22 protein-coding genes are annotated in these 23,836 nt (G+C 65.5%); 10 read left to right on the forward strand and 12 right to left on the reverse strand.

Going from position 1 to position 23,836, the window contains the following annotated elements:
• Positions 1-303: 303 nt before the first annotated feature.
• Positions 304-1,341, forward strand: a complete 1,038-nt coding sequence (gnd, locus tag PQR02_RS14745) for a phosphogluconate dehydrogenase (NAD(+)-dependent, decarboxylating) (protein ID WP_408231729.1) — start codon at positions 304-306, stop codon at positions 1,339-1,341.
• Between the two features lie 53 nt (positions 1,342-1,394).
• Positions 1,395-2,087 (forward strand): HAD family hydrolase, encoded by a 693-nt coding sequence (locus PQR02_RS14750; RefSeq protein ID WP_408231732.1) that lies wholly within the window; start codon positions 1,395-1,397, stop codon positions 2,085-2,087.
• A 98-nt stretch (positions 2,088-2,185) separates the two neighbouring features.
• On the opposite strand, the gene PQR02_RS14755 is transcribed toward PQR02_RS14750, so the two are convergent.
• Complete coding sequence (locus tag PQR02_RS14755) at positions 2,186-2,725, reverse strand: ankyrin repeat domain-containing protein (RefSeq protein WP_408231735.1); 540 nt, start codon at positions 2,723-2,725, stop codon at positions 2,186-2,188.
• Between the two features lie 100 nt (positions 2,726-2,825).
• Positions 2,826-2,951 carry a hypothetical protein gene (locus PQR02_RS14760; RefSeq protein ID WP_408231738.1) on the reverse strand — a complete coding sequence of 42 codons (126 nt, stop codon included), beginning with the start codon at positions 2,949-2,951 and terminating at the stop codon, positions 2,826-2,828.
• 452 nt (positions 2,952-3,403) lie between these two features.
• On the opposite strand from PQR02_RS14760, the gene PQR02_RS14765 reads away from it, so the two are divergent.
• The gene (locus PQR02_RS14765; protein WP_408231741.1) at positions 3,404-5,797 is read left to right on the forward strand and encodes a phosphoketolase family protein; all 2,394 of its coding nucleotides are present in this window, start codon (positions 3,404-3,406) and stop codon (positions 5,795-5,797) included.
• Between the two features lie 145 nt (positions 5,798-5,942).
• Here the strand turns inward: PQR02_RS14765 and PQR02_RS14770 are convergent, their stop codons facing one another.
• On the reverse strand, positions 5,943-6,230 hold the full coding sequence (locus PQR02_RS14770) for a BON domain-containing protein (RefSeq protein ID WP_408231744.1): 288 nt from the start codon (positions 6,228-6,230) through the stop codon (positions 5,943-5,945).
• Positions 6,231-6,470: 240 nt separating this feature from the next.
• On the opposite strand from PQR02_RS14770, the gene PQR02_RS14775 reads away from it, so the two are divergent.
• Positions 6,471-6,866 (forward strand): PaaI family thioesterase, encoded by a 396-nt coding sequence (locus PQR02_RS14775; protein ID WP_408231747.1) that lies wholly within the window; start codon positions 6,471-6,473, stop codon positions 6,864-6,866.
• 226 nt (positions 6,867-7,092) lie between these two features.
• Complete coding sequence (locus PQR02_RS14780; RefSeq protein ID WP_408231750.1) at positions 7,093-7,785, forward strand: YceH family protein; 693 nt, start codon at positions 7,093-7,095, stop codon at positions 7,783-7,785.
• A gap of 135 nt (positions 7,786-7,920) precedes the next feature.
• Here PQR02_RS14780 and PQR02_RS14785 read toward each other — a convergent pair whose 3' ends face one another.
• From PQR02_RS14785 to PQR02_RS14805, 5 genes are all read right to left on the reverse strand, one after another.
• Positions 7,921-8,439 carry an SLATT domain-containing protein gene (locus tag PQR02_RS14785; protein ID WP_408231753.1) on the reverse strand — a complete coding sequence of 173 codons (519 nt, stop codon included), beginning with the start codon at positions 8,437-8,439 and terminating at the stop codon, positions 7,921-7,923.
• A 93-nt stretch (positions 8,440-8,532) separates the two neighbouring features.
• Positions 8,533-9,438 (reverse strand): ABC transporter permease, encoded by a 906-nt coding sequence (locus PQR02_RS14790; protein WP_408231756.1) that lies wholly within the window; start codon positions 9,436-9,438, stop codon positions 8,533-8,535.
• 2 nt (positions 9,439-9,440) lie between these two features.
• Positions 9,441-10,355: an ABC transporter permease gene (locus tag PQR02_RS14795; protein ID WP_408231759.1), complete on the reverse strand. Its 915-nt coding sequence runs from the start codon at positions 10,353-10,355 to the stop codon at positions 9,441-9,443.
• A gap of 141 nt (positions 10,356-10,496) precedes the next feature.
• Positions 10,497-11,792 carry an ABC transporter substrate-binding protein gene (locus PQR02_RS14800; RefSeq protein WP_408231762.1) on the reverse strand — a complete coding sequence of 432 codons (1,296 nt, stop codon included), beginning with the start codon at positions 11,790-11,792 and terminating at the stop codon, positions 10,497-10,499.
• A 61-nt stretch (positions 11,793-11,853) separates the two neighbouring features.
• A complete protein-coding gene (locus PQR02_RS14805; protein WP_408231765.1) occupies positions 11,854-12,912 on the reverse strand; it encodes an ABC transporter ATP-binding protein in 1,059 nt (352 codons plus the stop codon).
• A gap of 315 nt (positions 12,913-13,227) precedes the next feature.
• Between PQR02_RS14805 and PQR02_RS14810 the strand changes: the two genes are divergently transcribed.
• The 3 genes from PQR02_RS14810 to PQR02_RS14820 are packed head-to-tail and all read left to right on the forward strand — an operon-like array spanning position 13,228 to position 15,531.
• Entirely contained in the window at positions 13,228-14,193 is a 966-nt protein-coding gene (locus tag PQR02_RS14810; RefSeq protein WP_408231768.1) for a polysaccharide deacetylase family protein, read from the forward strand.
• Positions 14,190-14,951, forward strand: coding sequence for a GntR family transcriptional regulator (locus PQR02_RS14815; RefSeq protein WP_408231771.1), 762 nt, complete (start codon positions 14,190-14,192; stop codon positions 14,949-14,951). Before PQR02_RS14810 ends, PQR02_RS14815 begins: the two co-directional genes overlap by 4 nt.
• Positions 14,941-15,531: a flavin reductase family protein gene (locus PQR02_RS14820; RefSeq protein ID WP_408231774.1), complete on the forward strand. Its 591-nt coding sequence runs from the start codon at positions 14,941-14,943 to the stop codon at positions 15,529-15,531. Before PQR02_RS14815 ends, PQR02_RS14820 begins: the two co-directional genes overlap by 11 nt.
• Before the next feature lie 61 nt (positions 15,532-15,592).
• On the opposite strand, the gene PQR02_RS14825 is transcribed toward PQR02_RS14820, so the two are convergent.
• Complete coding sequence (locus PQR02_RS14825) at positions 15,593-17,185, reverse strand: gamma-glutamyltransferase family protein (RefSeq protein ID WP_408231777.1); 1,593 nt, start codon at positions 17,183-17,185, stop codon at positions 15,593-15,595.
• A 256-nt stretch (positions 17,186-17,441) separates the two neighbouring features.
• A complete protein-coding gene (locus PQR02_RS14830) occupies positions 17,442-18,485 on the reverse strand; it encodes a rod shape-determining protein (protein ID WP_408231780.1) in 1,044 nt (347 codons plus the stop codon).
• Between the two features lie 363 nt (positions 18,486-18,848).
• Between PQR02_RS14830 and PQR02_RS14835 the strand changes: the two genes are divergently transcribed.
• Together PQR02_RS14835 and PQR02_RS14840 are read left to right on the forward strand one after the other, a co-directional pair.
• The gene (locus tag PQR02_RS14835) at positions 18,849-19,526 is read left to right on the forward strand and encodes a heavy metal response regulator transcription factor (protein ID WP_408231783.1); all 678 of its coding nucleotides are present in this window, start codon (positions 18,849-18,851) and stop codon (positions 19,524-19,526) included.
• Positions 19,526-20,998, forward strand: coding sequence for a heavy metal sensor histidine kinase (locus tag PQR02_RS14840; RefSeq protein WP_408231786.1), 1,473 nt, complete (start codon positions 19,526-19,528; stop codon positions 20,996-20,998). The genes PQR02_RS14835 and PQR02_RS14840 overlap by 1 nt, the downstream gene beginning before the upstream one ends.
• A gap of 35 nt (positions 20,999-21,033) precedes the next feature.
• Here the strand turns inward: PQR02_RS14840 and PQR02_RS14845 are convergent, their stop codons facing one another.
• Both PQR02_RS14845 and PQR02_RS14850 read right to left on the reverse strand, forming a co-directional pair.
• A complete protein-coding gene (locus tag PQR02_RS14845; protein WP_408231789.1) occupies positions 21,034-22,512 on the reverse strand; it encodes an efflux transporter outer membrane subunit in 1,479 nt (492 codons plus the stop codon).
• A gap of 25 nt (positions 22,513-22,537) precedes the next feature.
• Positions 22,538-23,821 (reverse strand): efflux RND transporter periplasmic adaptor subunit, encoded by a 1,284-nt coding sequence (locus PQR02_RS14850; protein ID WP_408231792.1) that lies wholly within the window; start codon positions 23,819-23,821, stop codon positions 22,538-22,540.
• Positions 23,822-23,836 lie beyond the last annotated feature (15 nt).

Below are 23,836 nucleotides of genomic sequence, written 5' to 3' on the forward strand. Positions count from 1 at the left end.
GCACACGCACACCAGGAACTTTTATGCCACGCCACGCCTTGGCAAAGAGGCGTATCGTCTTGAGACGCGCGCTTCGCTGCACGAATGAGCCAGGGCGGCTATCGTGTGTCCGGCGTTTGCGCGCCGACGCGACTACAGTGTTCGGCATGAGCACGTGAGACCGCTCGCTTCGCCATTGAATTCGCTACTGAATTCACCTTGAATTCACATCGAAGCAGCCGCCGCGACTCCACAAGCACGTCCTCGCGGCCACCAGCCGAACCCAGATCGAGCAGCACAACGAGCCACCTTCCGGAGCGAGATATGCAGCTAGGCATGATTGGATTGGGACGGATGGGCGCCGACATGGTCCGGCGCCTGACGAAGGGCGGTCAGCAATGCATCGCTTACGACGTGCAGCACGCGGCGGTCGAGAAGCTCAAACAGGAGGGCGTGGCGGGCGCGGCGTCGTTGCAGGACCTCGTCACGCAGCTCGAAAAGCCGCGCGCCGTGTGGCTGATGGTGCCGGCCGCGGTGGTCGACGCGACGCTCGAAAAACTCGTGCCCTTGCTGGAGCCCGGCGACATCGTGATCGACGGCGGCAACTCCTATTACCACGACGACATCCGCCGCGCCCGCGAACTCGGCGCGCGCCAGCTTCACTATGTGGATGTCGGCACGAGCGGCGGCGTCGCGGGGCGCGAGCGCGGCTACTGCCTGATGATCGGCGGCGAGCCCGAGGTCGTGAAGCGGCTCGAACCGATTTTCTCGACCCTCGCGCCGGGCGCTGCCGCGGCGCCGGCCACGCCGGGCCGCACCGCGAGCGCGAGCACCGCCGACCAGGGCTTCCTGCATTGCGGACCGCAAGGCGCCGGGCACTTCGTGAAGATGGTCCACAACGGCATCGAATACGGGATGATGGCCGCGTATGCGGAAGGCCTGAACATCCTGCGCCACGCCGACGCCGGCAGGCACGCCCGCGAAGCCGACGCGGAAACGTCGCCGCTGCGGCGCCCCGAGCTGTACCAGTACGACCTGAATCTCGCCGACGTCACCGAGGTCTGGCGGCGCGGCAGTGTGATCGGCTCGTGGCTGCTCGATCTGATCGCGGGGTCGCTCGTCGGCGACGCCGATCTGCAGAACTACGCGGGACGCGTATCGGATTCGGGCGAGGGTCGCTGGACGGTGGCGGCAGCGATCGACGAGGGCGTGCCCACGCCGGTGCTGAGTGCGGCGCTGTTCGCGCGTTTCAGCTCGCGCGGCGAAGCGGACTTCGCGAACCGGGTGATGTCGGCGATGCGGCATGATTTCGGCGGCCACGTCGAGAAAGCGGCGCAGCCAGGCCATGGACCGAAGAGCTAGGCGCGAAGTCGAAGCGCACAAACCGACAAGCCAACGCCACGCAAGGAAGCCGCATGCAAGCCACCCCCTCCACGCCGCACGACGTCGTGTTTCTGTTCGACTGCGATAACACCCTGCTCGACAACGATCACGTGCTGTCCGATCTGCGCTCGCACATGATGCGCGAGTTCGGCACGGAGAACAGCGCGCGCTACTGGGAAATCTTCGAGGACTTGCGCACCGAGCTCGGCTATGCCGACTACCTCGGCGCGTTGCAGCGTTACCGGCGCGAGCATCCGCGCGACACGCGGCTCTTGTTGATGGCGTCGTTCCTGATCGAGTATCCGTTTGCGAACCGGCTGTATCCAGGCGCGCTGGATGCACTGCGGCATGTCGGCAAGCGCGGGCCCACGGTGATCCTGTCCGATGGCGACGTCGTGTTCCAGCCGCGCAAGATTTCCCGCTCGGGCTTATGGGACGAGGTGGAGGGACGGGTGCTGATCTACATCCACAAGGAGCTGATGCTCGATCAGGTAATGGAATGCTATCCGGCGCGCCACTACGTGATGGTCGACGACAAGCTGCGCATTCTGGCCGCGATGAAGAATGCGTGGGGCGGCACGTTGACGACGGTGTTTCCGCGCCAGGGCCACTATGCTTTCGATCCGAAAGAGATCGCGAGCCACCCGCCAGCGGATGTGACGATCGAGCGGATTGGCGAGTTGGCGGACTTCGATGTGGATGCGCTGATGGGCGGGAAGGGATAGCGCCGCATGTTAAAGCGTCAATGCGGGTACAAACACATGTGCGGCATCCCTACCATCGAGCGCTGGAACAAAGCCGCCGCGCCCGCACCCCTCACACATCACGACCCGCCGAGTTCTTTCAGGCGCGCCTGCGCATCACCCGCACCCATGCGCGCGGCCGCATCGCCCGCCGTCACGCCGTTCGCATCGCGGGCGTTCGGGTTCGCGCCGTGCGCAATCAGCAGCTCCATGATCGCGGTGCGATTGAACATCGCGGCCACCATCAACGCGGTGCGGCCATCCGGCGATGCCCCTTCGACGTCCGCGCCATGCGCGAGCAAGGTCTCGATCACCTCCGTGAAACCCTTGAAGGCCGCGCCCGCGATCGGCGTCTGGCCGTTGTCGTTGCGCAGGTTCGGATCGGCGCCGCGTTCGAGCAGCGTGCGCACCGCATCCGCGTGACCGTGGTAGCTCGCGAGCATCATCAGGCTGTCGCCCCGCTCGTTGCGCAGATTGGGCGGCACGCCTTTTTCGATCACCTTGGCGAGCATCGTGGCATCGCCGGACCGCGCGAGATCGAACACCTCTTGCGCGAGCGCCTGCAACTCGGGATCGATTTGCGCCCGGGAAGGCGGGGTGGTATCGGCGGGGTTCGTCATGGGAGTCTCCTTGCGATCGAACGGGGGACCAGGGCGCCGCAGCGGCGCCGGAACATCGCTGAGGATACACAGTTTGCACGGACGACGCCCCGGCGGCGCGCTACGCGACGCCGAACAGCTTGACCAGCAACCCGAACACGCCGATCAGAACGCCCACGCCCACCCACAGCAGCACGAGCGAGAGAAAGATGATCGCGAACACTTTGGCTTGGCTGGGTTTCGACATGACGGCCGTTGAAGTTGGAGAGAGGGGAAGGCGGGACGCGTCGGTCGCGCGGCTTCGCTGTGCATCGGGCTAGAGTGAGTGGTGCGGTTCGGCAACCCGGTTTGAGCAGCTTAATACATTGAGCCGGCGCGCGCTGGAAGCCTGGTGCAAGACAGCACTCGCGCAATCCATCGATTGATACGCGTCATGCTTTGAGCGATTGCGTCGAACCATGACGGGCGCGCCCTGTCAGATCCCCTGACGATCGCAGCCGGCGCAGGGGAAAGCCCCAGCCACCAGGCCGCTGGTCCATACGCCTTCGTTGTGTCACGAGCATGAGAGAACACGCGCGCCGCGATCTCGCCGCTGCTTTAGAGCCTCAGTTGCCGCCATTGCACCCAACGCAACCACATCACGAACACCTGCCGCCGCATCCGCCACCCTGCCTGACAGTCCTTTTCCAGGAGTGAACCATGGCCGAAGCCGTTTCGCATCCCGCCCCGCCGCAAACTCTCGACCCCGCCACGCTGCGCAAGATGGATCGCTACTGGCGCGCGTGCAACTATCTGTCGGTCGGCATGATCTATCTGCGCGACAACCCGCTGCTGCGCGAACCGCTCAAACCCGAGCACATCAAGAACCGCCTGCTCGGCCATTGGGGCTCGGACCCGGGCCAAAGCTTCGTGCTGGTGCATCTGAACCGGATGATCCGCAAGCTCGATCTGGACATGATCTATCTATCCGGTCCCGGTCATGGCGCGCCGGCCAGTCTGGCGCATTGCTATCTCGAAGGGCATTACTCGGAGATCTACCCGGACCGCAGCGAGGACGAAGCCGGCATGCGGCGCTTCTTCCGCCAGTTCTCGTTTCCGGGCGGCATCGGTTCGCACTGCACGCCCGAGACGCCCGGCTCGATTCACGAAGGCGGCGAACTGGGCTATAGCCTGTCGCACGCGTACGGCGCCGCGTTCGACAACCCCGAGTTGATCGTCACGGTGATGATCGGCGACGGCGAAGCGGAAACCGGCCCGCTCGCCACCTCGTGGCACTCGAACAAATTCCTCAACCCGATCCGCGACGGCGCGGTGCTGCCGGTGCTGCATCTGAACGGCTACAAGATCGCCAATCCGACGATCCTCGCGCGGATTCCCCGCGAGGAACTCGAAGCACTGTTGACCGGCTATGGCCACAAGCCGTATTTCGTCGAAGGCGACGATCCCGACACGATGCATCAGCTGATGGCGGCGGCGCTCGACCAGTGCATCGGCGAAATTCGCGCGATCCAGCAGCATGCGCGCGCGAACCGCGACACGTCGCGCCCGCGCTGGCCGATGATCGTGCTGCGCTCGCCGAAGGGATGGACGGGGCCGAAGGAAGTGGACGGCCACAAGGTGGAAGGCTCGTGGCGCGCGCACCAGGTGCCGGTGCTCGATCCGGCCACCAATAGCAAGAGCCTGAAGCTGGTCGAAAGCTGGCTGCGCAGCTACGGGCCTGAGACGCTGTTCGACGAAGCCGGGCGTTTGGTCGGCGAACTGCGCGAACTCGCGCCCGAAGGTACGCGCCGGATCAGCGCGAATCCGCACGCGAACGGCGGACTGCTGTGCAAGATGCTCGACATGCCGCCGTTTCGCGACTATGCGGTGACGGTGAAGAAACCCGGCGGCTCGTCCACGTCGCCGACCGGCGTGCTAGGTACGTTCCTGCGCGACGTGATGCGCAACAACATGACGAACTTCCGCGTGTTCGGCCCCGACGAAACCGCGAGCAACAAGCTCCACGCGGTCTATGAAGCGTCGCCGAAGACCTGGCTCGCCGGCACCGAGCCGGGCGACGCGGACGGCGGCGAACTCGCGCCCGACGGCCGCGTCATGGAGATGCTCAGCGAGCACACGCTCGAAGGCTGGTTCGAAGGTTACGTGCTGACCGGCCGCCATGGGCTGTTCGCCACCTACGAAGCGTTCGTGCACGTGATCGATTCGATGTTCAACCAGCACGCGAAGTGGCTGGAAAAAGCCAAGCGCGACCTGGGCTGGCGCCAGCCGGTGCCGTCGATCAACCTGCTGATCACGTCGCTCGTATGGCGTCAGGATCACAACGGCTTCACGCACCAGGACCCCGGTTTTCTCGACGTGGTCACCAACAAGAGCCCGGACGTGGTGCGCATCTATCTGCCGCCGGATGCCAACTGCCTGTTGAGCGTCGCCGATCATTGCCTGCGTTCGCGCGACTACGTGAACGTGATCGTGTCCGACAAGCAGCCGCATCTGCAGTATCTCGACATGAACGCGGCCGTCACCCATTGCACCAAGGGCATCGGCATCTGGGACTGGGCGTCGACCGATCAGGGCGTCGATCCGGACGTGGTGGTCGCCTGCGCGGGCGACATCGCGACGATGGAAGCGCTCGCCGCCGTGCAGATTCTGAAGGAGCGCTTTACCGGTCTGAAGATCCGCTTCGTCAACGTGGTCGATCTGTTCCGGCTGATGCCCGAGCACGCGCATCCGCACGGGCTGTCCGATCGCGATTTCGACTCGCTGTTCACCACCAGCAAGCCGGTGATCTTCAACTTCCACTCGTATGCGTCGCTCGTGCACAAGCTCACCTATAACCGCACGAATCACGAAAACCTGCACGTGCATGGCTACTACGAAAAGGGCAACATCAACACGCCACTCGAATTGGCGATCGTCAATCAGGTCGACCGCTTTTCGCTGGCGATCGACGTGATCAATCGCGTGCCGTCGCTGCGCGGCGTCGGCGACCATACGAAGGAATGGCTGCGCGGGCAGATCATCGAGCACCTGGCTTACGCGCATGCCGAGGGCATCGACAAGGAAGAGATTCGGAACTGGACCTGGAAAGGCTGAACGGGGGTGCCCATGAATAGGCGAGCCCCCTCGGGCTGCCTTGCATGGGGCTGAGGCAGCGTGATCCGGCGGCGCTTCATCCCGCAGCGGACCAGCAGATAGCGCGGCACGGCCGGGCGCCTCTGCAAGCCGGCGCGGGCCGACGCTATCCCGGCTTGACGACCGTGCGATCCGACACGCCCGTTACGCCGAACAGGCGCGTCACGTCTTCGAGCGCGGCGGCTTTTTGCTGTTCGCGTTGCAGTTCGCCGCGCAGCGTGATGCGGCCGCGCGAGACTTTCACCTTGACCGTATGGTCGGGCACGGCGGCGTCCCACGCGAGGCGGCGGATCGCTTCCGCCGCGATCTGCGCGTCGCTCAGGCGCGTGGCGTCGTCAGTCTCTCGGCCGGTGTTGTACGCCGGCTGGTGCTTCGCTAGGCGGGCGGCTGGCATGGACTCTCCACGAAAGAGATGCTGATCAGACAACACTAGCAGATGCGACGGAATTTGCCGTGGAGCCCAGCCTGGGCATGGAGCGAAAGCGGGATCGTGCGTCAGAGCGTGGCCTCGGGCTGGTGAGATGCACGGCCGCCCCGGCGCTGCTGGAGAGCGAACGCTAGTATGCTCACGGTTCATCATTGGCCGCGCGCGGCGCGCCTTCCTCATCCGATTGAAAACTGCAAGGGCTTGAACATGTCCGACTTTCCCATCGACAACCCGTTTCTCGAATCGCTCGGCGTGCGTCTGACGCAATGGCGCGACGGCTACGCGGAACTGCTCATGCCGATCGACCCGAGCAAGCTCAATCGCCAGGGTGTGCTGCAAGGCGGCGCGATCGCGACCCTCCTCGATGCGGCGGCGGGCTATGCGGGCCTCTATGCGCCCACGGGCCAGCCGGTACGGCATGCGTTCACGTTGTCGTTGACCACCAACTATCTCGACAAGGGACTCGGCGAATGGGTGACGGCCAAGGGCTTTCTGGAGCGCCAGGGCCGCTCGATTTTCTTTGCGCGCGGCGAAGCGTGGGTGGACGGCAAGCTGCTGATCGCGAGCGCGCAGGGGACGTTCAAGTATTCGAAGACGGCGTGAGGAGTCGCGACGGCGAGCGGCGCATGCGATTGCCGGGCGCGAAGAAGAGCACGAGCGCGTCCTGGTCGTGCCGCGTAATCCTCAGCATCGACGTGCCATAGCCGAGCGACCCCGCGACGCCCCGGGCCGTTTATCATAGGGCCCACAAACCACAACGCGCCGCCAGCTGTGCAACGGTAACGCGCATCATCCACGAGACCCGGCGGCTCATGCCGCGACATCATCTATGAACTCCACTCCCGATGCTTCCTCCCGTCCTTCGCTCCGTGCGTTGACGTTGCTCGAAGGACGCGTGCTCGGCGTCCTCGTCGAAAAGCAGCACACCGTGCCCGACAGTTACCCGCTTTCGCTGAACGCGCTGACGCTCGGCTGCAACCAGAAAACCGGCCGCGCGCCGGTGATGAACGCGACCGAGGCCGAGGTGCTGACCGCCCTCGACGGCCTGAAGCGGCTGAGCCTCGCCCTAGAAGGCAGCAGCAGCCGCGTGCCGCGCTTCGAGCACAACATGAATCGCGTGCTCGGTTTGCCGAGCCAGTCGGCGGCGTTGCTGACCACGTTGCTGCTACGCGGTCCGCAGACCGCCGCCGAATTGCGGCTGAACAGCGCGCGTTTGCATGGCTTTGCCGATATCTCGTCGGTCGAGGCGTTTCTGGATGAGCTGGCTGCCAACGATCCGCCGCGCGTCGTCAAGCTGGGCCGCACGCCGGGCGAGCGCGAGAACCGCTGGATGCATCTGCTGTGCGGCGAAGTGAGCGCGAGCGAGCTTGCGCAGCCAGGCGTCGAGGACGACACGGTGCCGTTGTCCGCGTTCGAGGCGGTGAAGGCCGAGCAGAAGCGCCTGGCCGACGAGGTGAGCCGGCTGCAAACGGTGGTGCGGCGCATGGCGGCGGAGTTGGGGATCAGCGCCGACGATCTTTGAGGCGGTTGACGGGTGGCAGGGCACGTTCCAGTTTTTTTTCGAACGTGCTGGTTCGACCATCACGATTCGATTGGCAACGCGGTTGGGTAAAGCCCGTGTTGCGGGAGCATGCAACGACGCTTCACAGCCGATCGCTCACGCATCGCGACTGCGTGACGTGTCCCTCGACAGCGTGCGCTGCGTGCGATAGAAGATGCGCGGCGGCACGTTCGGCGAATCTTCCGCGAGCCGGTCGAGTTCGTCGCGAATCGCGGTAAGGTAGTGGCCGTCGCGCGCGTCGGGGTCGCCCACAAAGACCGCTTCGAGCCTGCGACGCACGGCGCCATAGCGTGCACCCGCCGCGCGGTGCTTCTCCGCCCGCTCCGCATAGCGCAGGAAGGTCTGCAATGCGGCCGACACCACGGCCGTGACGCTCACGATCCCGACGAAGACCCGCATTTCTATCGAGATCGCGGTGAGCGTCAGCGCCGCGAACGCGGCCGTGCCCACGAAGGCGGTCAATGCGGTCACCAGCCAGCCGATCCAGCGGTCGCGCGCCGACAGCAGGTCGGCCATGTCGTAGTGACTCATCTGGGATTCGCGTGCGCGGCGGATCCACTTCAGCAATAGTTCGTTTTCGTCGACCGGAGGCTCGTAGGCGGGCAGTGTCGTCATGTCGCTCATGGGGCTGGACGGTGGCGCACGCGTTGTGCGTGCGCCTGACGATACTGTGCCACATGATTCAGGCCGTCGAGCAAGCGCAAGCCTCTATCGCAACCCCGCCGCCGCGCGCCGCCGCGCGAGCAACCGCACCGCGAGCAGACACGCGCCCATCACGGTCAGCGACAACACCGTCGTCATCGTGCCGAGCGCGTAAATGACCGGCGTCGTCACCGACGTGGTGAGCCCCTGAAGTTCGAGCGGCAAGGTGTTCTGATCGCCGATCGCCTGCGACGTGCGGGCGATCTCGTCCCACGACAGCGTGAAGCCGAACATCGCGACGCCCACCACCGATGGCCCGATGATCGGCAGCACGACATGGCGGAAACTCTGCCACGGCGTCGCGCCCAGATCGCGCGACGCTTCTTCGTAGGCCGGATTGAAACGGTTGAAAACCGCGAACATCACCAGCAAACCGAACGGCAGCGTCCATGTCAGATGCGCGCCGAGCGCGGACGTGAAGAGGCCCATCGAGGTCGTATAGCTGTCGGCGAACGATTGATAGCCCCATGCCGACGCGAGGTACTTCACGCCGTTATCCAGCAGCCGGAACGTCAGGCCGATGCCGAGCGACACGATGATGGACGGCATGATCAGACTGGCTACAGACACGTAAAACACCGCCGTGTCGCCGCGAAATTTTCGACGGAAGGCGAGGCCCGCCGCCACCGAAAACAGCACGGTCAGCACCGTGACCGCCAGCGCGAGCCGGATGGAGCGCCCGAACGCGGCCGATATATCGACATCGCCGACGCCGTCGCGCAGCGCCGCGAACCAGTGCAGCGAAACGCCGCGCATCGGAAACGTCAGGCCGCCCTCGGGGCCCTGGAACGACAGGATGAAAATGGTGATCACCGGCCCGTACAGAAACAGCACGAACAGCCCGAACAGCAGCGCGAGCCAGTAAAAACTTGCCGGACGGCTTTCCCGATGTTTGGCACGAATGGCTTGCATCTTCACAGTTCCTTGCGGATATCGACGACTCGCGTCAAACCCCACACGATCATCAGCACCACGGCGAGCAGGATGATCGCGTTGGCCGCCGCGGCGGGAAATTGCAGGTAGCCGGTCTGCACCTGAATGATTTTGCCGACCGACGCGATCTGCTGGCCACCCATTACGCCGACGGTCAGGAAGTCGCCCATCACGATCGTGATCACGAAGATCGAGCCGATCACGATGCCGGTCTTCGACAACGGCAACACCACGTCGCGCACCACCTGCCAGCCGCTCGCGCCGGCGTCGCGTGCGGCTTCGAGAAGCGCGCGGTCGATGCGCATCATCGCGTTGAAGATCGGCACGATCATGAAGAACGTGTACAGATGCACGAACGCGAGCACCACCGAGAAGTTCGAATACAGCAGCCATTCGAGCGGCTGGTCGATCAGATGCGCACCGAGCAGCACCTGATTGACGAGGCCGTTGCGGCCCAGCAGCGGCATCCACGAAATCATCCGGATCACGTTGGAAGTCCAGAACGGAATCGTGCAGACGAGGAACAGGACGGTTTGCATGCTCGTCGTGCGCACGTGGAACGCGAGGAAGTACGCGATCGAAAAGCCCAGCAGCAGCGTCACGGCCCATACGATCGCGCAGAACTTCAGGGTCGACCAATAGGTCTTGAAGCTCACGCAGACATCGGTGATCGACGAACAGCCGTTGAAGATCGCCGCGTAGTTCTTCAGCGTGAACGCCGGGATGATCTGATATTCGTTGAAGTCCCAGAAACTGACGATCAGCGTAATGACCAGCGGCACGATGAAAAACAGCAGGAAGGTCAGCGACAGCGGCGTCGCCTGCAACCATGCGGGCGCGCGGCGATGTTTGACGGGCGCGACCTGCGCGTGCGAGGGAAGATCGATCGTTGCCATTTGCGGGTTGTCGACTGGATGACTGGCGCGGCGAAACGCCGCGCGGGAAAGAACTGCGCGGGACCGCGCGGTGAAAAAACCGCTGCCGGCGCGTTATGCGCCGGCGAATACTACGCAGCGGGGGCGTCGATCAGGCGTCGATCAGGCCGCGATGAACTCGTTCCACTTCTGCACCATGTAGATGTTCTCGTCCATCACCGCGTTCCAGCACGCGATCGCGCTCATGCGCTCGGTGTATGAACCGCCGTCGCGCACGGCGCCGGCCTTTTCCAGCAACTGGCCGTCCGGCGCCTTGATGTCCTGCGCGGCTGCTTTGCCCTCTATCCAGTAGTCCCATTCATACGGCTGCATGTGGGTCTTCGCGGTCTCGATCACGCCGGGGTAGTAGCCCTGGCGCATCAGGTAGGCGCCCGCCCAGCCGTCCTGGAACCAGTTGACGAACTCGTACGCGGCGTCGAGCTTCTTGCCTTGCAGCGAGCGCGGAAAGCCGAAGCCGGACGCGCACGAACGGTAACCTTCCTTGAGCGGCTGAAACTTGCACGCGATACCCATCGTGCGCACCTTCGTCACGGCCGGCGACCACATCGACTGGATCACGACTTCGCCCGACGCCATCAGATTCACGCTCTCATTGAAGTCCTTCCAGAACGCGCGGAACTGGCCCGCGTGCTTGGCGTCGATCAGGATCTTGATGGTCTGATCGATCTCGGCCTTCGTCATGTTGCCTTTGTCGCCGTATTTCATGTGGCCCATCGCCTCGATCGCCATCGCCGAATCCATGATGCCGATCGCGGGAATGTTCAGCAGGGCCGCCTTGCCCTTGAACTGCGGATTGAGCAGTTCGGCCCAGCTGTCGACCGGGCGCTTGATCAGGTCGGGACGAATGCCGAGCGTGTCCGCGTTGTAGGTGGTGGGGATCAACGTCATCCATTCGGTGGGTGTCGCGGAGAATGCGGTCGAGCGCGGACCGGTGAGGAACATCACCTTCTTCGGCGCGGTGCCCTGGTCGCCGATCTTCTTGCCGTTCACTTCACCGCGCGTCAGCACGGGCGTGATCCTGTCGGCCAGCTTGATGCGTTTGGCGTCCATCCCCGCGAGCGTGCCCGCCGGAATCAGCTTCTTGAGCGCGAAGTATTCGGTGTCGACGATATCGAACGAATTGGGCTGCGTGATGATGCGCTTGGCGACGTCGTCGGTGGTCACCGGTACGTATTGAATCTCGATGCCCGTGTCTTCCTTGAATTTCCTCGCGATGTCGGCACTCTGATTGACCGCCGTGCCGAGGTAGCGCAACGTGATCTTTTCCTGCGCATGCACGTACGGGAAACCGGCAATGCCGGCCGCGGCCACCGCGCCCTTGATGAACGTGCGGCGCGACAGGCCTTTTTCCTTCACATCCGTGGCGGCTGCTGCCGGGCTCTCGTTCGGTTCGTTCATGGCTTGCTCTCCTCTGTTGACGTTGTATTCACTGCGATGCGATCCGCTGTGACGCGGGCCCTCACGCTGCCAGCGGATGCGCGTCCTGCTCGTTCCACCAGGCCACCACGCGCGCGTCGGGACCGCAGCGCGTCGCGTCGTAGTCGCGGTCGCTCACGAGCGAGATCAATTCGGGCGAACCGTCGAGCGGGTCGAGCGTCATGCGCAGATGCGTGCCCTGATACTCGGCTTCGCGAACCTTGCAGGGCACGCCGCCGATGCGCGTGAGGCCGCTCTCGCCGCTGGCGTTCTGCACCGGCGTGACGCCGTGCGGCACCACCCGCAGATGGTCGGCGCGCACGGTGAACAGGCGCCCATTCGTATTGAAGACGTTATGTCCGCCGAGAAAGCGCGCGACGAATTCGGTGCGCGGACGGTTGAATACTTCGTGCGGCGTGCCGCTCTGTTCGATACGGCCATGGCTCATCACCACGACGAGATCGGCGAGCGCCATCGCTTCTTCCTGCGAGTGCGTGACGTGCACGAAGGTAATGCCGAGTTCTTTCTGCCAGCGCTTGAGTTCGGCGCGCATCTGCACGCGCAGGAACGGGTCGAGCGCGGATAGCGGTTCGTCGAGCAGCAGGCAGCCGGGCTGATTCAACAACGCGCGCGCGAGCGCCACGCGTTGCTGCTGGCCGCCGGATAACTGCGCCGGTTTGCGCTCGGCATACGCGGACATCGCGACCAGTTCGAGCAGCGCGGCGGCGCGCCTGCGCCGCACATCCCTGGCGACGCCGCGCATCTTCAGGCTGAACGCGACGTTGTCGAGCGCGCTCAGATGCGGGAACAGCGCATAGTTCTGAAACACCATCGCCGTGCCGCGCGCGGCGGGTTGGGCGCGCGTGACGTTGCGGCCCGCGATCAGAATGTCACCTTCGGTGACCGATTCATGCCCGGCGATCATGCGCAAGGTCGAGGTTTTTCCGCACCCCGACGGTCCGAGCAGACAGCAGTACTGGCCGCCGTCGATACGCAGGTCGATCGCATCGACGGCCAGCGACTCGCCGTATTGCTTCGACACGTGCACCAGTTCGATATCGGCGGCTTGGGTTTCGAGCACCGTTGAAGCAGGCTGAATCATGACGATGTCCTCGTGAACGGCGAACAGTGGAGCATGCGCGGCGATAGAGCCGCCGCCGATGCGACGCCTTGCAAATGCAAGACATGTGCCATTCGTTGCATGGCGGCGCTCACCGAACGCCGACGCACCGTTGTGCTTAACGTCTACGAGTTGGCTCACATATTGCAAACGATCCGCAGCGTCGATCGTCCGCGATCAGCAGGCTCGTTTCGCGCGATCACGGTGCGTAGCCGGTCCGTCTCGGGGCATGACCCGGTCCAATCCGGTTCATCCGTGACGGGCCCGGCGCATTTCGTCATCCACGGCTTATTGCAAATGAACGACACACGGAACATGCCAGCAGCAGCAAACCGCGCGCGTCAGGCGCTCACCACGCATGGCCGCTTCGCCTACCGGCCGATCACCGATAGCGACGCTTTTCGCTGGCCGGGGGACACGGGACTCGCGGTCTATCTCGGCTTCAACATCGAGCACTTTGCATTCGGCGAGGGCCTCGGTGCGGCGCTCGGTCCGCTGTCGCCGCAACCGGATGTGCTGAACCATAGCTGGCGCGAGTACGGCAACCGCGTCGGCGCTTGGCGCTGCATCGAACTGTTCGATCAGCTCGCGCTGCCCGCCGGCACGCTGATCAACACCGCGCTCTACGATCACTGCCCGGAGTTGATCGCGGCGTGCGTCGCGCGCGGCGACGAGCTGATCGGTCATGGACACACGAACGCGCACCGGCAGAGCGAACTCGACGAGCACGGCGAGCGCGAGTTGCTTCTGCATTGCCGTGAACGGATCGCGGAAGAATCGGGCACGCCGCCGCACGGCTGGCTGTCGCCGTGGATTTCGGAGTCGCTTCTGACGCCCGATCTGCTGGCCGAGACCGGCTATCGCTATACGCTGAACTGGTGTCACGACGACCGCCCCGTGCGCATGACCACGCGCGGCGCGCCGCTCTGGTCGATTCCGTATCCACAGGAACTCAACGATCTGCCGATGATGGTGGGCCGTCACATGGACGGCCGCGCGTTCGCGGACATGATCATCGATCAGTTCGACGAGATGCTCGAACAGGCCAATCGCGGCACGCGGCCCCAGGCGCTGGTGATGGGCATCGCGCTGCATCCGTATCTGGTCGGCCAGCCGTACCGGTTGCGGCATCTGCGCCGCGCGCTCGAACACGTCGCCACCGCGCGTGCGCGAGGCGACGTGTGGATCACCACGCCGGGTGCGATCGCGAGTCATATGGACGATCTGGAGCGGGACGGCATCGTGCGCCCGGCCGCGGCATGAGTGCGCAAGCGGCTACGACCGCCGCCGCCGCGAGGAAAACCGCCGCAGACGAAGCGGACATCGATGCGCGCATCTATCAAGCGATCTTCGACGGTGTGCTGAATCATCGGCTGACGCCGGGCACCAAGCTGCCGGAGCCCGAGTTGTGCCAGCTGTTCGGCGTCGGCCGCGCGGTCGTGCGGCGCGTGCTGGAGAAGCTCGCGTATGACGGCATCGTCGTGCTGCGGCCGAACAAGGGCGCGGTGATCGCCGAGCCGACCCCTGAGGAAACCCGCGAGATCTTCGAAGCGCGCCGCTCCGTCGAACGGATGCTGGTCGAGCTTGCCGTGCAGCGCGCGAACCTAGCCGACATCGAGGCGCTGCGTGAACAACTGGCGAGCGAGCACGACGCGATGCATCGTTTCGATCAGCCTTCGTGGGCGACGCTCGCCAGCGGCTTTCATATGCGCATCGCCGCACTGGCCGGCAATTCGATTCTGCAAAGCTATCTGAAGGAACTGGTGTCGCGCTGCTCGCTGATCGTCGGTGTATACGAACCGCCGGGGCATGCGCCGTGCGAGCACGCGGAGCATGCGGCGATCGTCGATTGCATCGAGGCGCGCGACGCGGCGGGCGCGATTGCGCATATGGAAGCGCATCTGCGCGATCTCGAAGAGCGCATCGAAACCTCGCGCATGCGCGGCGAGAAAAGCCTCGGCCAGTTGCTCGGCATCATCGGACACGCGAGCACCCACGAGGCGGCCCGACATGGAAATTGACTTCGACGCGATCACCGAATACCAGCGTTACAAGCTGATGGCGAGCCTGATCGTGCCGCGTCCGATCGCGCTCGTCACCACGCTCGGCGCCGACGGCACGATCAACGCCGCGCCGTTCTCGATGTTCAACATGCTCGGCGAAGAACCGCCGATCGTGATGATCAGCATCAACCGCGTGGCGGACGGCACGCTCAAGGACACGGCGGTCAATATCACGCGGACCGGCGAGTTCGTGGTGCATCTCGCCGACGAGGCGATCGCCGAAAAAATGCATCGCTGCGGCGCAAGGTTGCCGCCCGATGTGAGCGAGCTGGCCGAAGTCGGCTTGACGCCGCTGCCGAGTTCGTACGTCGCGCCGCCGCGGATTGCGCAAGCGCCGGTGGCGTTCGAATGCACGATCTGGGAGACGCTGGAGACGACGAGCCGCCAGATTTTCATTGGCCGCGTGCATCGGCTGCACGCACGCGACGAGTTGATCGACATCGACACGTGGCGCGTGCGTTTGCAACACTACTTTCCGGTAGGCCGTTTCGGCGCGAGCGATTATGTGACGACGCGTGATCGATTTACGTTGGGTTGACGATGGGCGGGGTGGTGTTCGCAGTGAAGCCGTGCACGCGCGAGACGAGCGGCGCAGTTCGTCAGACTGTGAGCGCGCGGCCATCGCTGCGCGGATCGTGCGCGCCTGAAATCGCGCCGTGCGCATCGATGCGGATCACGCCAGGGTGACCCGCCAAAGGACTTTGCGCAGGAATCGCGCTGACCTCGTGACCGCGCGCGGCAAGCGCGGCGAATACATCGGCGCCGGCGTCCTGTTCGAGCTTCAACGCATCACGCGTATCGGAGAACGTTTTGCCGAGCAGAAAGCGCGGGCGCGCGAGCGCGGCAAGCGGGTCCATGCCGTAGTCGATCAGCCGCGTGAGAATGGCGGCCAGCGTTTGCGGCTGGCCGTCGGCGCCTTGCGTGCCAAACAGCAGGCGCGGGCGGCCGTGTTGCAGATACATGCCGGGGTTCAGCGTATGAAAAGGCCGCTTGCCCGGCCGCACGGCATTATGATGCGCAGCCTGCGTGCTGAACGATGCGCCGCGGTTGTGCCAAAGGATGCCGGTGTCGCCCGCGACCACGCCGCTGCCCCAATCGAAGTAGACCGTTTGCAGCACGCTGACACTGCGGCCCTCGCTGTCCGTCGCGGCGATGAACACGGTGTCGCCTGGACGAAACGCGTGCGGCCATGCTCGTGCCCGATGCAGGTTGATGGAGCGCGCATGGGCATCGAGCGTCGGGGGCGACAGCATCTGATCGACCGGCACGTCGTTGAACTCGGGGTCGGCCACGAAACGGTCCCGATCGACGAACGCGCACTTCACCGCTTCCACCAGCAGATGATAGTAATCGGCGCTGCCTTCGCGGATCGCGCCGATGTCGAAGCGCTCCAGCGTGCCCATGATCTGCAGCGTCGTGACACCTTGCGTGGGCGGACGCAGGCTCACCAGTTCGCCGCCGCGATAGGCGACTCGCAGCGGCGCTTCGTCGCGTGCCCGGGTGTTGGCGAGATCGCTCGATGTGAGTGGCGAGCCGGCCTGCTGCAAGCCGCGCGCGATGCGCTCGGCGAGTTCGCCTTCGTAAAATTCGCGTGCACCGAAGCGCGCAATCCGTTCGATGCTGTTCGCCAACGCGGGTTGCGCGAAACGTTCGCCGACCGCGGGAGTCCTGCCGTGCGCAGCGAAGGTTGCCGCGAAGCCCGGCAAGGCACTCAGTTCCCCGGCTCGCAGGCTTTGCCAGAAATGTTGGGATGGCGTGACGGCAAAGCCGTTGCTGGCATAGTCGAGCGCACGATCGAACAGCGACGACCACGATTGCGTGCCGCCCCATGTGCTTTGGCTGATCTGATACGCGTGATGCCAGGTGTCGACGGTCGCGGCGGTGGTGAGCGCGGACGCCGGGCCGCGCAGCGGGATCGCACCGTCGAACGCGGGCAGTTGCGCCGCGGCCTGGCCGATGCCCGAGAGCGTGCGCAACATGCCGTGGCGGTCGGCGATCACCCAGAAGGCGTCGCCGCCGAGTCCCGTGAAATGCGGATACGTCACACACAGCGCCGCGCCGATCGCGATAGCCGCTTCGATCGCATTGCCGCCCGCACGCAAGACGTCGCGGCCGGCTGCGCTCGCCAACGCATGCGGGCTGGTGACCATGCCACCCGGCGTGCCGGCGAGTCGTGTGTGTGTGTCGTGCATTGTGGCTCCGCTGCGTGTTGCGGCGAGCCGTGTGAGGGCGGGCCGACGTACGGAGTATAAGTTCGTGCGTTGCGCAGAAAAAAATCTGACGGGAGTTGCTGCGGGCTAGCAGTACGAGGCGTGGTGCTTATTCCTGCAAGTTGCGCGATCGGCGTAGCGAGAACTTTCACCTTCAAAGTATCGCGCCACCGCCAATGCGAAAGATGCTGTGCTTGCGTGACGAAGTGAGCAGACGCGCCCGCTCCGTCGCGCTCGCTCAATCGTACGAAAACGCGCCCCCGAACTTCTCGATCCGCTCGAGCGCCATCCCCGACCCGCGCACCACGCAAGTCAGCGGCGCTTCGGCCACGAACACCGGGAGCCCCGTCTCTTCCGCGAGCAGCCGGTCCAGATCGCGCAACAGCGCACCGCCGCCCGCCAGCATGATGCCGCGCTCCGCGATGTCCGCGCCGAGTTCGGGCGGCGTTTGTTCCAGCGCGATCTTCACGGCGGAGACGATCTGGTTGAGCGGATCGGTCAGCGCTTCCAGAATCTCGTTGCTGGACACCGTGAAGCTGCGCGGAATGCCTTCCGACATGTTGCGGCCCTTGACTTCCATCTCCTTGACTTCCGAGCCCGGAAACGCGGAGCCGATTTCCTTCTTGATCGCCTCGGCGGTTTGCTCGCCGATCAGCATCCCGTAGTTGCGGCGGATGTAGTTGACGATCGCGTCGTCGAACTTGTCGCCGCCCACGCGCACCGAGCCCTTGTACACGATGCCGCCGAGCGAGATCACGCCGACTTCGGTCGTGCCGCCGCCGATGTCGACGACCATCGAGCCGGTCGCGTCCGACACCGGCAGCCCCGCGCCGGTCGCGGCGGCCATCGGTTCCTCGATCAGGTAGACCTGCGAGGCGCCCGCACTATGCGCGGCTTCCTTGATCGCACGCCGCTCGACCTGTGTGGAGCCGCAGGGCACGCAGATGATGATGCGCGGCGACGGCGCGAACATGCGCGACTCGTGCGCCATCTGAATGAAGCGCTTGATCATCTGCTGGGTGATGTTGAAGTCGGCGATCACGCCGTCTTTCATCGGGCGGATCGCCTCGATGTTGCCCGGCACCTTGCCGAGCATCTGTTTTGCTTCCCTGCCGACGGCCAGAATGACTTTCTTGCCATTCGGGCCGCCTTCCTGGCGGATCGAAACCACCGAGGGTTCATCCAGCACGATGCCTTTGCCACGCATGTAGATCAGCGTGTTCGACGTGCCGAGGTCGATTGCCAGGTCGTTGGAGAAATAACCGCGCAGAAAGCCGAACATGCAAATTCCTGTGTCTCGGAGGGGGCCGCGCGAGCGCCGCCCGGGAGTGCCGCCGGTTGGCGGCTGGCGACCAAATGAGGGTCGAAGAAGAGGGAAGAATAACAGTTCCGGGTACGGCGGCGGGAGCGGTTCCTGCATTGGCGGCGCGGCACGCGCATCCGGGCGCGCGCCATGCGGACCCGCAAGGCGCCGGAAGACGCCGGGCCGGGCCGCGCGGGCGAACCAGGCCCGGCGCGGCGGGCTGCAGTGCGTTGCCGTGGGCCGCTCAGCCGGGTCGCCGGGCGCACGCACATTACCGGATCGTAATCATCGGCCGTGGCGATGACGGTATGATTTGAGGGTCAACGCAAAGCGGAGCAAAAGATGCGAATCCTGGTGATCGAGGACGAGCTGAAAACAGCGGCCTATCTGAAGAAAGGCCTGGAAGAATCCGGCTACGCGGTCGACGTGGCGAACGACGGCCCGCAAGGGCTGCTGCTCGCGCTGGAAGAAGAGTACGACGTGATCGTGCTCGACGTGATGCTGCCCGGCATGGACGGTTGGACCGTCGTCAAGACCTTGCGCAGCACCCGCACCACGCCCGTGCTGTTCCTCACCGCGCGCGACGATGTCGACGACCGCGTACGCGGCCTCGAACTCGGCGCCGACGATTACCTCGTCAAGCCGTTCGCGTTCGTCGAAATGCTGGCGCGCGTGCGCACGCTCGCGCGCCGTGGGCCGCCGCGCGAAAGCGAACTGATCAAGGTCGGCGACCTCGAAATGGACGTGAGCCGCAGACGCGTCAAACGGGGTGGCATACGCATCGATCTGACGCCGCGTGAATTTTCGTTGCTGCAACTGCTCGCGCGCCGTCAGGGCGAAGTGCTGAGCCGCACGCAGATCGCGTCGTATGTGTGGGACATGAATTTCGACAGCGACACCAACGTCGTGGAGGTCGCGATCCGCCGGCTGCGCACCAAGATCGACGACAACTTCCCCGTCAAACTGATTCATACCGTGCGCGGCGTCGGCTATGTGCTCGAAGTGAAGGACGCCGCCTGATGCGCGGCCGTTCGCTGGCCGCGACGCTCGCGCTTGCATTCGGTGTCACCACCCTGGCGGTGTTCGTGCTGGTCGGCAGTTTTCTGTACCTCGCGCTCGAACGACAGATCAAGGCGCAGGACAATTTCGACATCGTGCTGGCGGCGCGCCACGCGCGGCGGCTGATGCAGGAGCTGGAGTCGGCGCAGGGAATTCGCGAGCATGGCGAGCGGCTGACCAGCATCGTGCTGGGCAATGAAGCGATGTCGATGGAAGTGTTCGACCCGGACGGCAAGCGGGCGCTCGCGCACAACATCGGTGCGGCGCTCGCGACCTCGGACACAACCCCGGACGCTGCCAGCGGCGCGGCCAGCATTGCCGCGTTGCCGCCGCTCACGCGGGTGGCCGCCACCGCGCGCATCACCGACGCCGACATCGGCGACTGGCACGGCCGCGCCGGCGCGCCGATTCGCGGCATCCTCACCGACGTGCGGCTGCGCAACGGCGACACGGCGAGCGTGCTGGTGGCGCGCAACATGAGCGACCGCTGGCTGCTGCTGGACCGTTACCGCGACAAGCTTCACCTGGCCGGCGTGGCCGGTGTGCTGCTGGCCATGCTGCTGGGCTATCTGCTGATCCGTGCCGCGCTGCGGCCCTTGCGCGATATCGCCGCGAGCGCGAGCCTCGTCACGGTCAATCGCCTCGATACGCGAATCGCGGTCGCGCGCGTGCCGAGCGAACTGGTGGCGCTGGTGGCGTCGCTGAACGCGATGCTCGAACGCGTCGATCAGGGCTTCCAGCGGCTGTCACGGTTCACTGCCGATCTCGCGCACGACATGCGCACGCCGCTCGCCAACATGCGCGGCGCCGCCGAAGTCGCGCTGGCGAGGCCGCGCTCCGTCGACGAATACGAAGCGCTGCTGGCGTCGAATCTGGAGGAGTGCGACCGCCTGTCGAGGATGATCGAAAACGTGCTGTTTCTGGCGCGAGCCGAACATCCGCAGTTCGTCAAACACATGCGCGAGTTCGACGCGGCGCGGGAATTGACACATATCGCCGACTACTTCGAAGGGATTGCGGAAGAAGCGAACGTGCGCGTGAGCGTGAGCGGCGCGGCGCGCCTCACGGCCGATCTCGAACTGTTTCGCCGCGCCGTCAGCAATCTGCTCGCCAATGCGATCCGCTATACGCCGCCGGGCGGCGAAATCGTGCTGGACGCGCACACTTCGGCCGACACGGTGCGCATCACCGTGTCGAACCAGGGGCAGCCGATCGCGGCCGGGGATCTCGAACGGATTTTCGACCGTTTCTATCGGGTCGATCCATCGCGCAGCGCGCTGCCTTCGTCGGGGCTCTCGCAGGGGTCAACCGGTTCGACGGGCCTGGGGCTCGCGATCGTGCGCACGATCATGGAGCTGCATGGCGGTTCGGCGCATGCCGAAAGCGATGCGCGCAGCACGCGATTCGTGTTGACGTTCCGGCGCGGCGAATGACGGCTGGCCGCTAGCCGGCGTGGTCCATCGGCGCTTTAGCCAGGCGTCGCCGTAGCTGGCGCCGTCGCGGTCGAGTTCAGCCGCTGGTCGTCCCACGTGCCGCCCAGCGCCTTCAGCAACAACACGCTCGACTCCAACCGCCGCGCGGCGATCTGATCCGCGATGCGCTGATTCGTCAAATCGATCGTCTGCGCGGTCACGACGTCGAGGTAGCTGACCGCGCCCGCGTTGTAGCGGTTCGTCGTGAGCCGCAACGACAGATCGGCGGCGGTGGTCGCGCGCTGCTGGCTGGCGGCTTCGTCGGCCAGCGCGTTCAACGCCGACAGGTTGTCCTCGACCTGCTGGAACGCCACCAGCACGGACTGGCGATAATCGGCGACCGTGCCGTCGTACTGCGCGTTCGCGCCATGCAGCGTCGCGCGCCGTTGGCCGCCGTCGAACAGCGTGCCGACCAGTTGCGAGCCTAGCGACCAGAACAGACTCGGCGCGCTTAGCCACGGCGCGAAAAAAGTGCTCTCCAGTCCCACGCTCGCCGACAGCGTCAGATCGGGGTAGAACGCCGCGCGCGCGACGCCGATTCGCGCATTCGCCGACGCCACCCGCCGTTCGGCGGCGGCGATATCGGGACGCCGCTCCAGCAATTGCGACGGCACGCCGACCGGAATGACCGGCGGCGCCGCGCGCGAGCCGTTCGGCGGCAGCGCGAAAGTCGACGCCGGTTCGCCGATCAGCGTGGCGATCGCGTGCTGCATCTGCGCGCGCGTCACGTCGATGTCGGTATCCTGGGTGCGCGTCGACTCCAGCTGCGTGGTGGCCTGCGCGACCGCCGACGCGTCGATCGCGCCGTTGTCCAGTTGCTGCTGCAACAGCTTCAACGCGGCGGCGTATGCGCTCACGCTGTCGTCGAGCAGCTTCTTCTGCGTGTCGAGCGAGCGCAGCGCGAAATAGTCGGCGGCCAGATCGGCGCTCATCGACAGCCGCACGCCTTCGAGGTCCGCCTCGCTCGCCTGGGCGTCGGCTCGTGCGCCGGTCACGGCGTCGCGCACCCGGCCGAACAGGTCCGGCTCCCAACTCGCCGCCACGCCCACGGAATAGTCGGGCACGGTCTTGCCGGCGAGCGATCTTCCTTCGACGTTCTGCGAAGTCCGGAAGCGGTCCTGGGCGACGCCGGCGGTGACGGTCGGGAAAAAGCCCGCGCGCTGATAGTCGACCATCGAGCGCGCCTGCTGCACCTGGGCGACGGCCTTGCGCACGGTCTGGTTCGACACGTCGATGCGCGCTTCGAGCTGGTCGAGCACCGGATCGTCGAAGACGGTCCACCATGGGCCGCGCGGCGCCGCGTCGGCGGGCGCGGCCTGGGTCCAGCCGGGCGTCGCGCCCGCGTATTGCGCAGGCACGGCGGCGCTGGGCCGTTGGTAAGGCGGCAAGGTCGAGCATGCGCCGAGCAGGGCGCCGATCAGCGTGGCAACCACCGAGCGGCGCAGCAGCGGCCTTGAAGCAGACAGGGAAAACATCGGCAAATCCTTTCGATGACGGGGCTCAGCCATGCGCGGCCGGCGCGATCTGAACCAGCTGACCGGTGCTCAGCGAATCGCCGGGGTTGTCGATCACGCGGTCGGTGGCCGCGAGGCCCGTCGTGATTTCAACGTGCGTGCCGAAATCGCGGCCGATATGCACGGTCTTCAACTGAGCGCGGCCCTGGCTGTCGACCACCGCGACCGTCACGCCGTCCGGCCGGAACAGCAGCGCGCTGACCGGCAGATCGAGCGCCGGGGTACTCGACTGCAATTGCAGGTGCACCTGGGCATACGCGCCAGGCATCAGCGCGCCGTCCTGGTTGTCGACGTCGACCTCGACGCGCAGCGTGCGGCTCGTCGGATCGATCGCGCCGCTGTTGCGCGCCACTTTCGCGGCAATGCGCCGGCCCGGATACTGCGGCGCGCTCAGATACACGCCGGTGGCGGGCGTGACGTAGGGCGCGTCGTCTTGCGGCACGTCGACGAACACGCGCAGTTCGCTCGTCTGCTGCAGATGAAACAGCTCGCCCGACATCCCCGCCGTGCCCGGTGTGCCGCCCGCCGTCACCAGCGCGCCGACATCGACGTGGCGCGCGGTGATCACGCCGTTGAACGGCGCGGTGATCTTCTCGTACGACACCAGTTCCGCGAGATGCGCGACATTGGCCTGCGCCGACGCGAGCATCGCGCGGCGCGCCTCCATATCGGCGGACTTGGTGTCGGCGTCCTGCTGCGCGACCGACTGGGTTTTCAGCATCGACTGCCAGCGCTGGGCGGTGGTCTTCGCGAGGTCGAAGTTGGCTTGCGCGGTGGCTTCGTCGGCGCGGGCCTGGCGCAGTTGCGCGTCCAGCTCGGGCGCTTCGATGGTCGCGAGCGTCTGGCCGCTCGTGACCCGTGCGCCGATGTCGGTGTTCCAGTGCGCCAGATAGCCGCTCGTGCGCGCGTAGATCGACGCTTCCGCGAACGGCGTGACCGCGCCGGGCAGCAGCAGTTCGTGGACGGCCGGCGCGGCGCGCGGCGTCACGACGGACACGCTGAGCATGCTCTGCGCCTGCGTCTGCTGCGTGAGCGCGGCGCTGGCCTCGCGGCGCGGCATGATGCCGGCGAGCAGCAAGGCCGCGGCGAGTCCGGTCAGCGCAAGCGGCCAGAGGCGGCGGCGCGGTTTGCTGGCGGCGGGGGTGCTTTCGCCGGTTCCGGCAGTGTCGGCGCGCCCGCTTTCGCTGGCGTGCGGACGTCGCGCGGACCCTGTGTCCGCAGGCGGATCGGTCCGCCCGGCGATGTCGGGCGGAAGTGATGAATCGTTCATGGGCGAGGTCTCGTC

The sequence above is a fragment of the Paraburkholderia sediminicola genome (assembly GCF_046026895.1).
Lineage (GTDB): Bacteria > Pseudomonadota > Gammaproteobacteria > Burkholderiales > Burkholderiaceae > Paraburkholderia > Paraburkholderia sediminicola_C.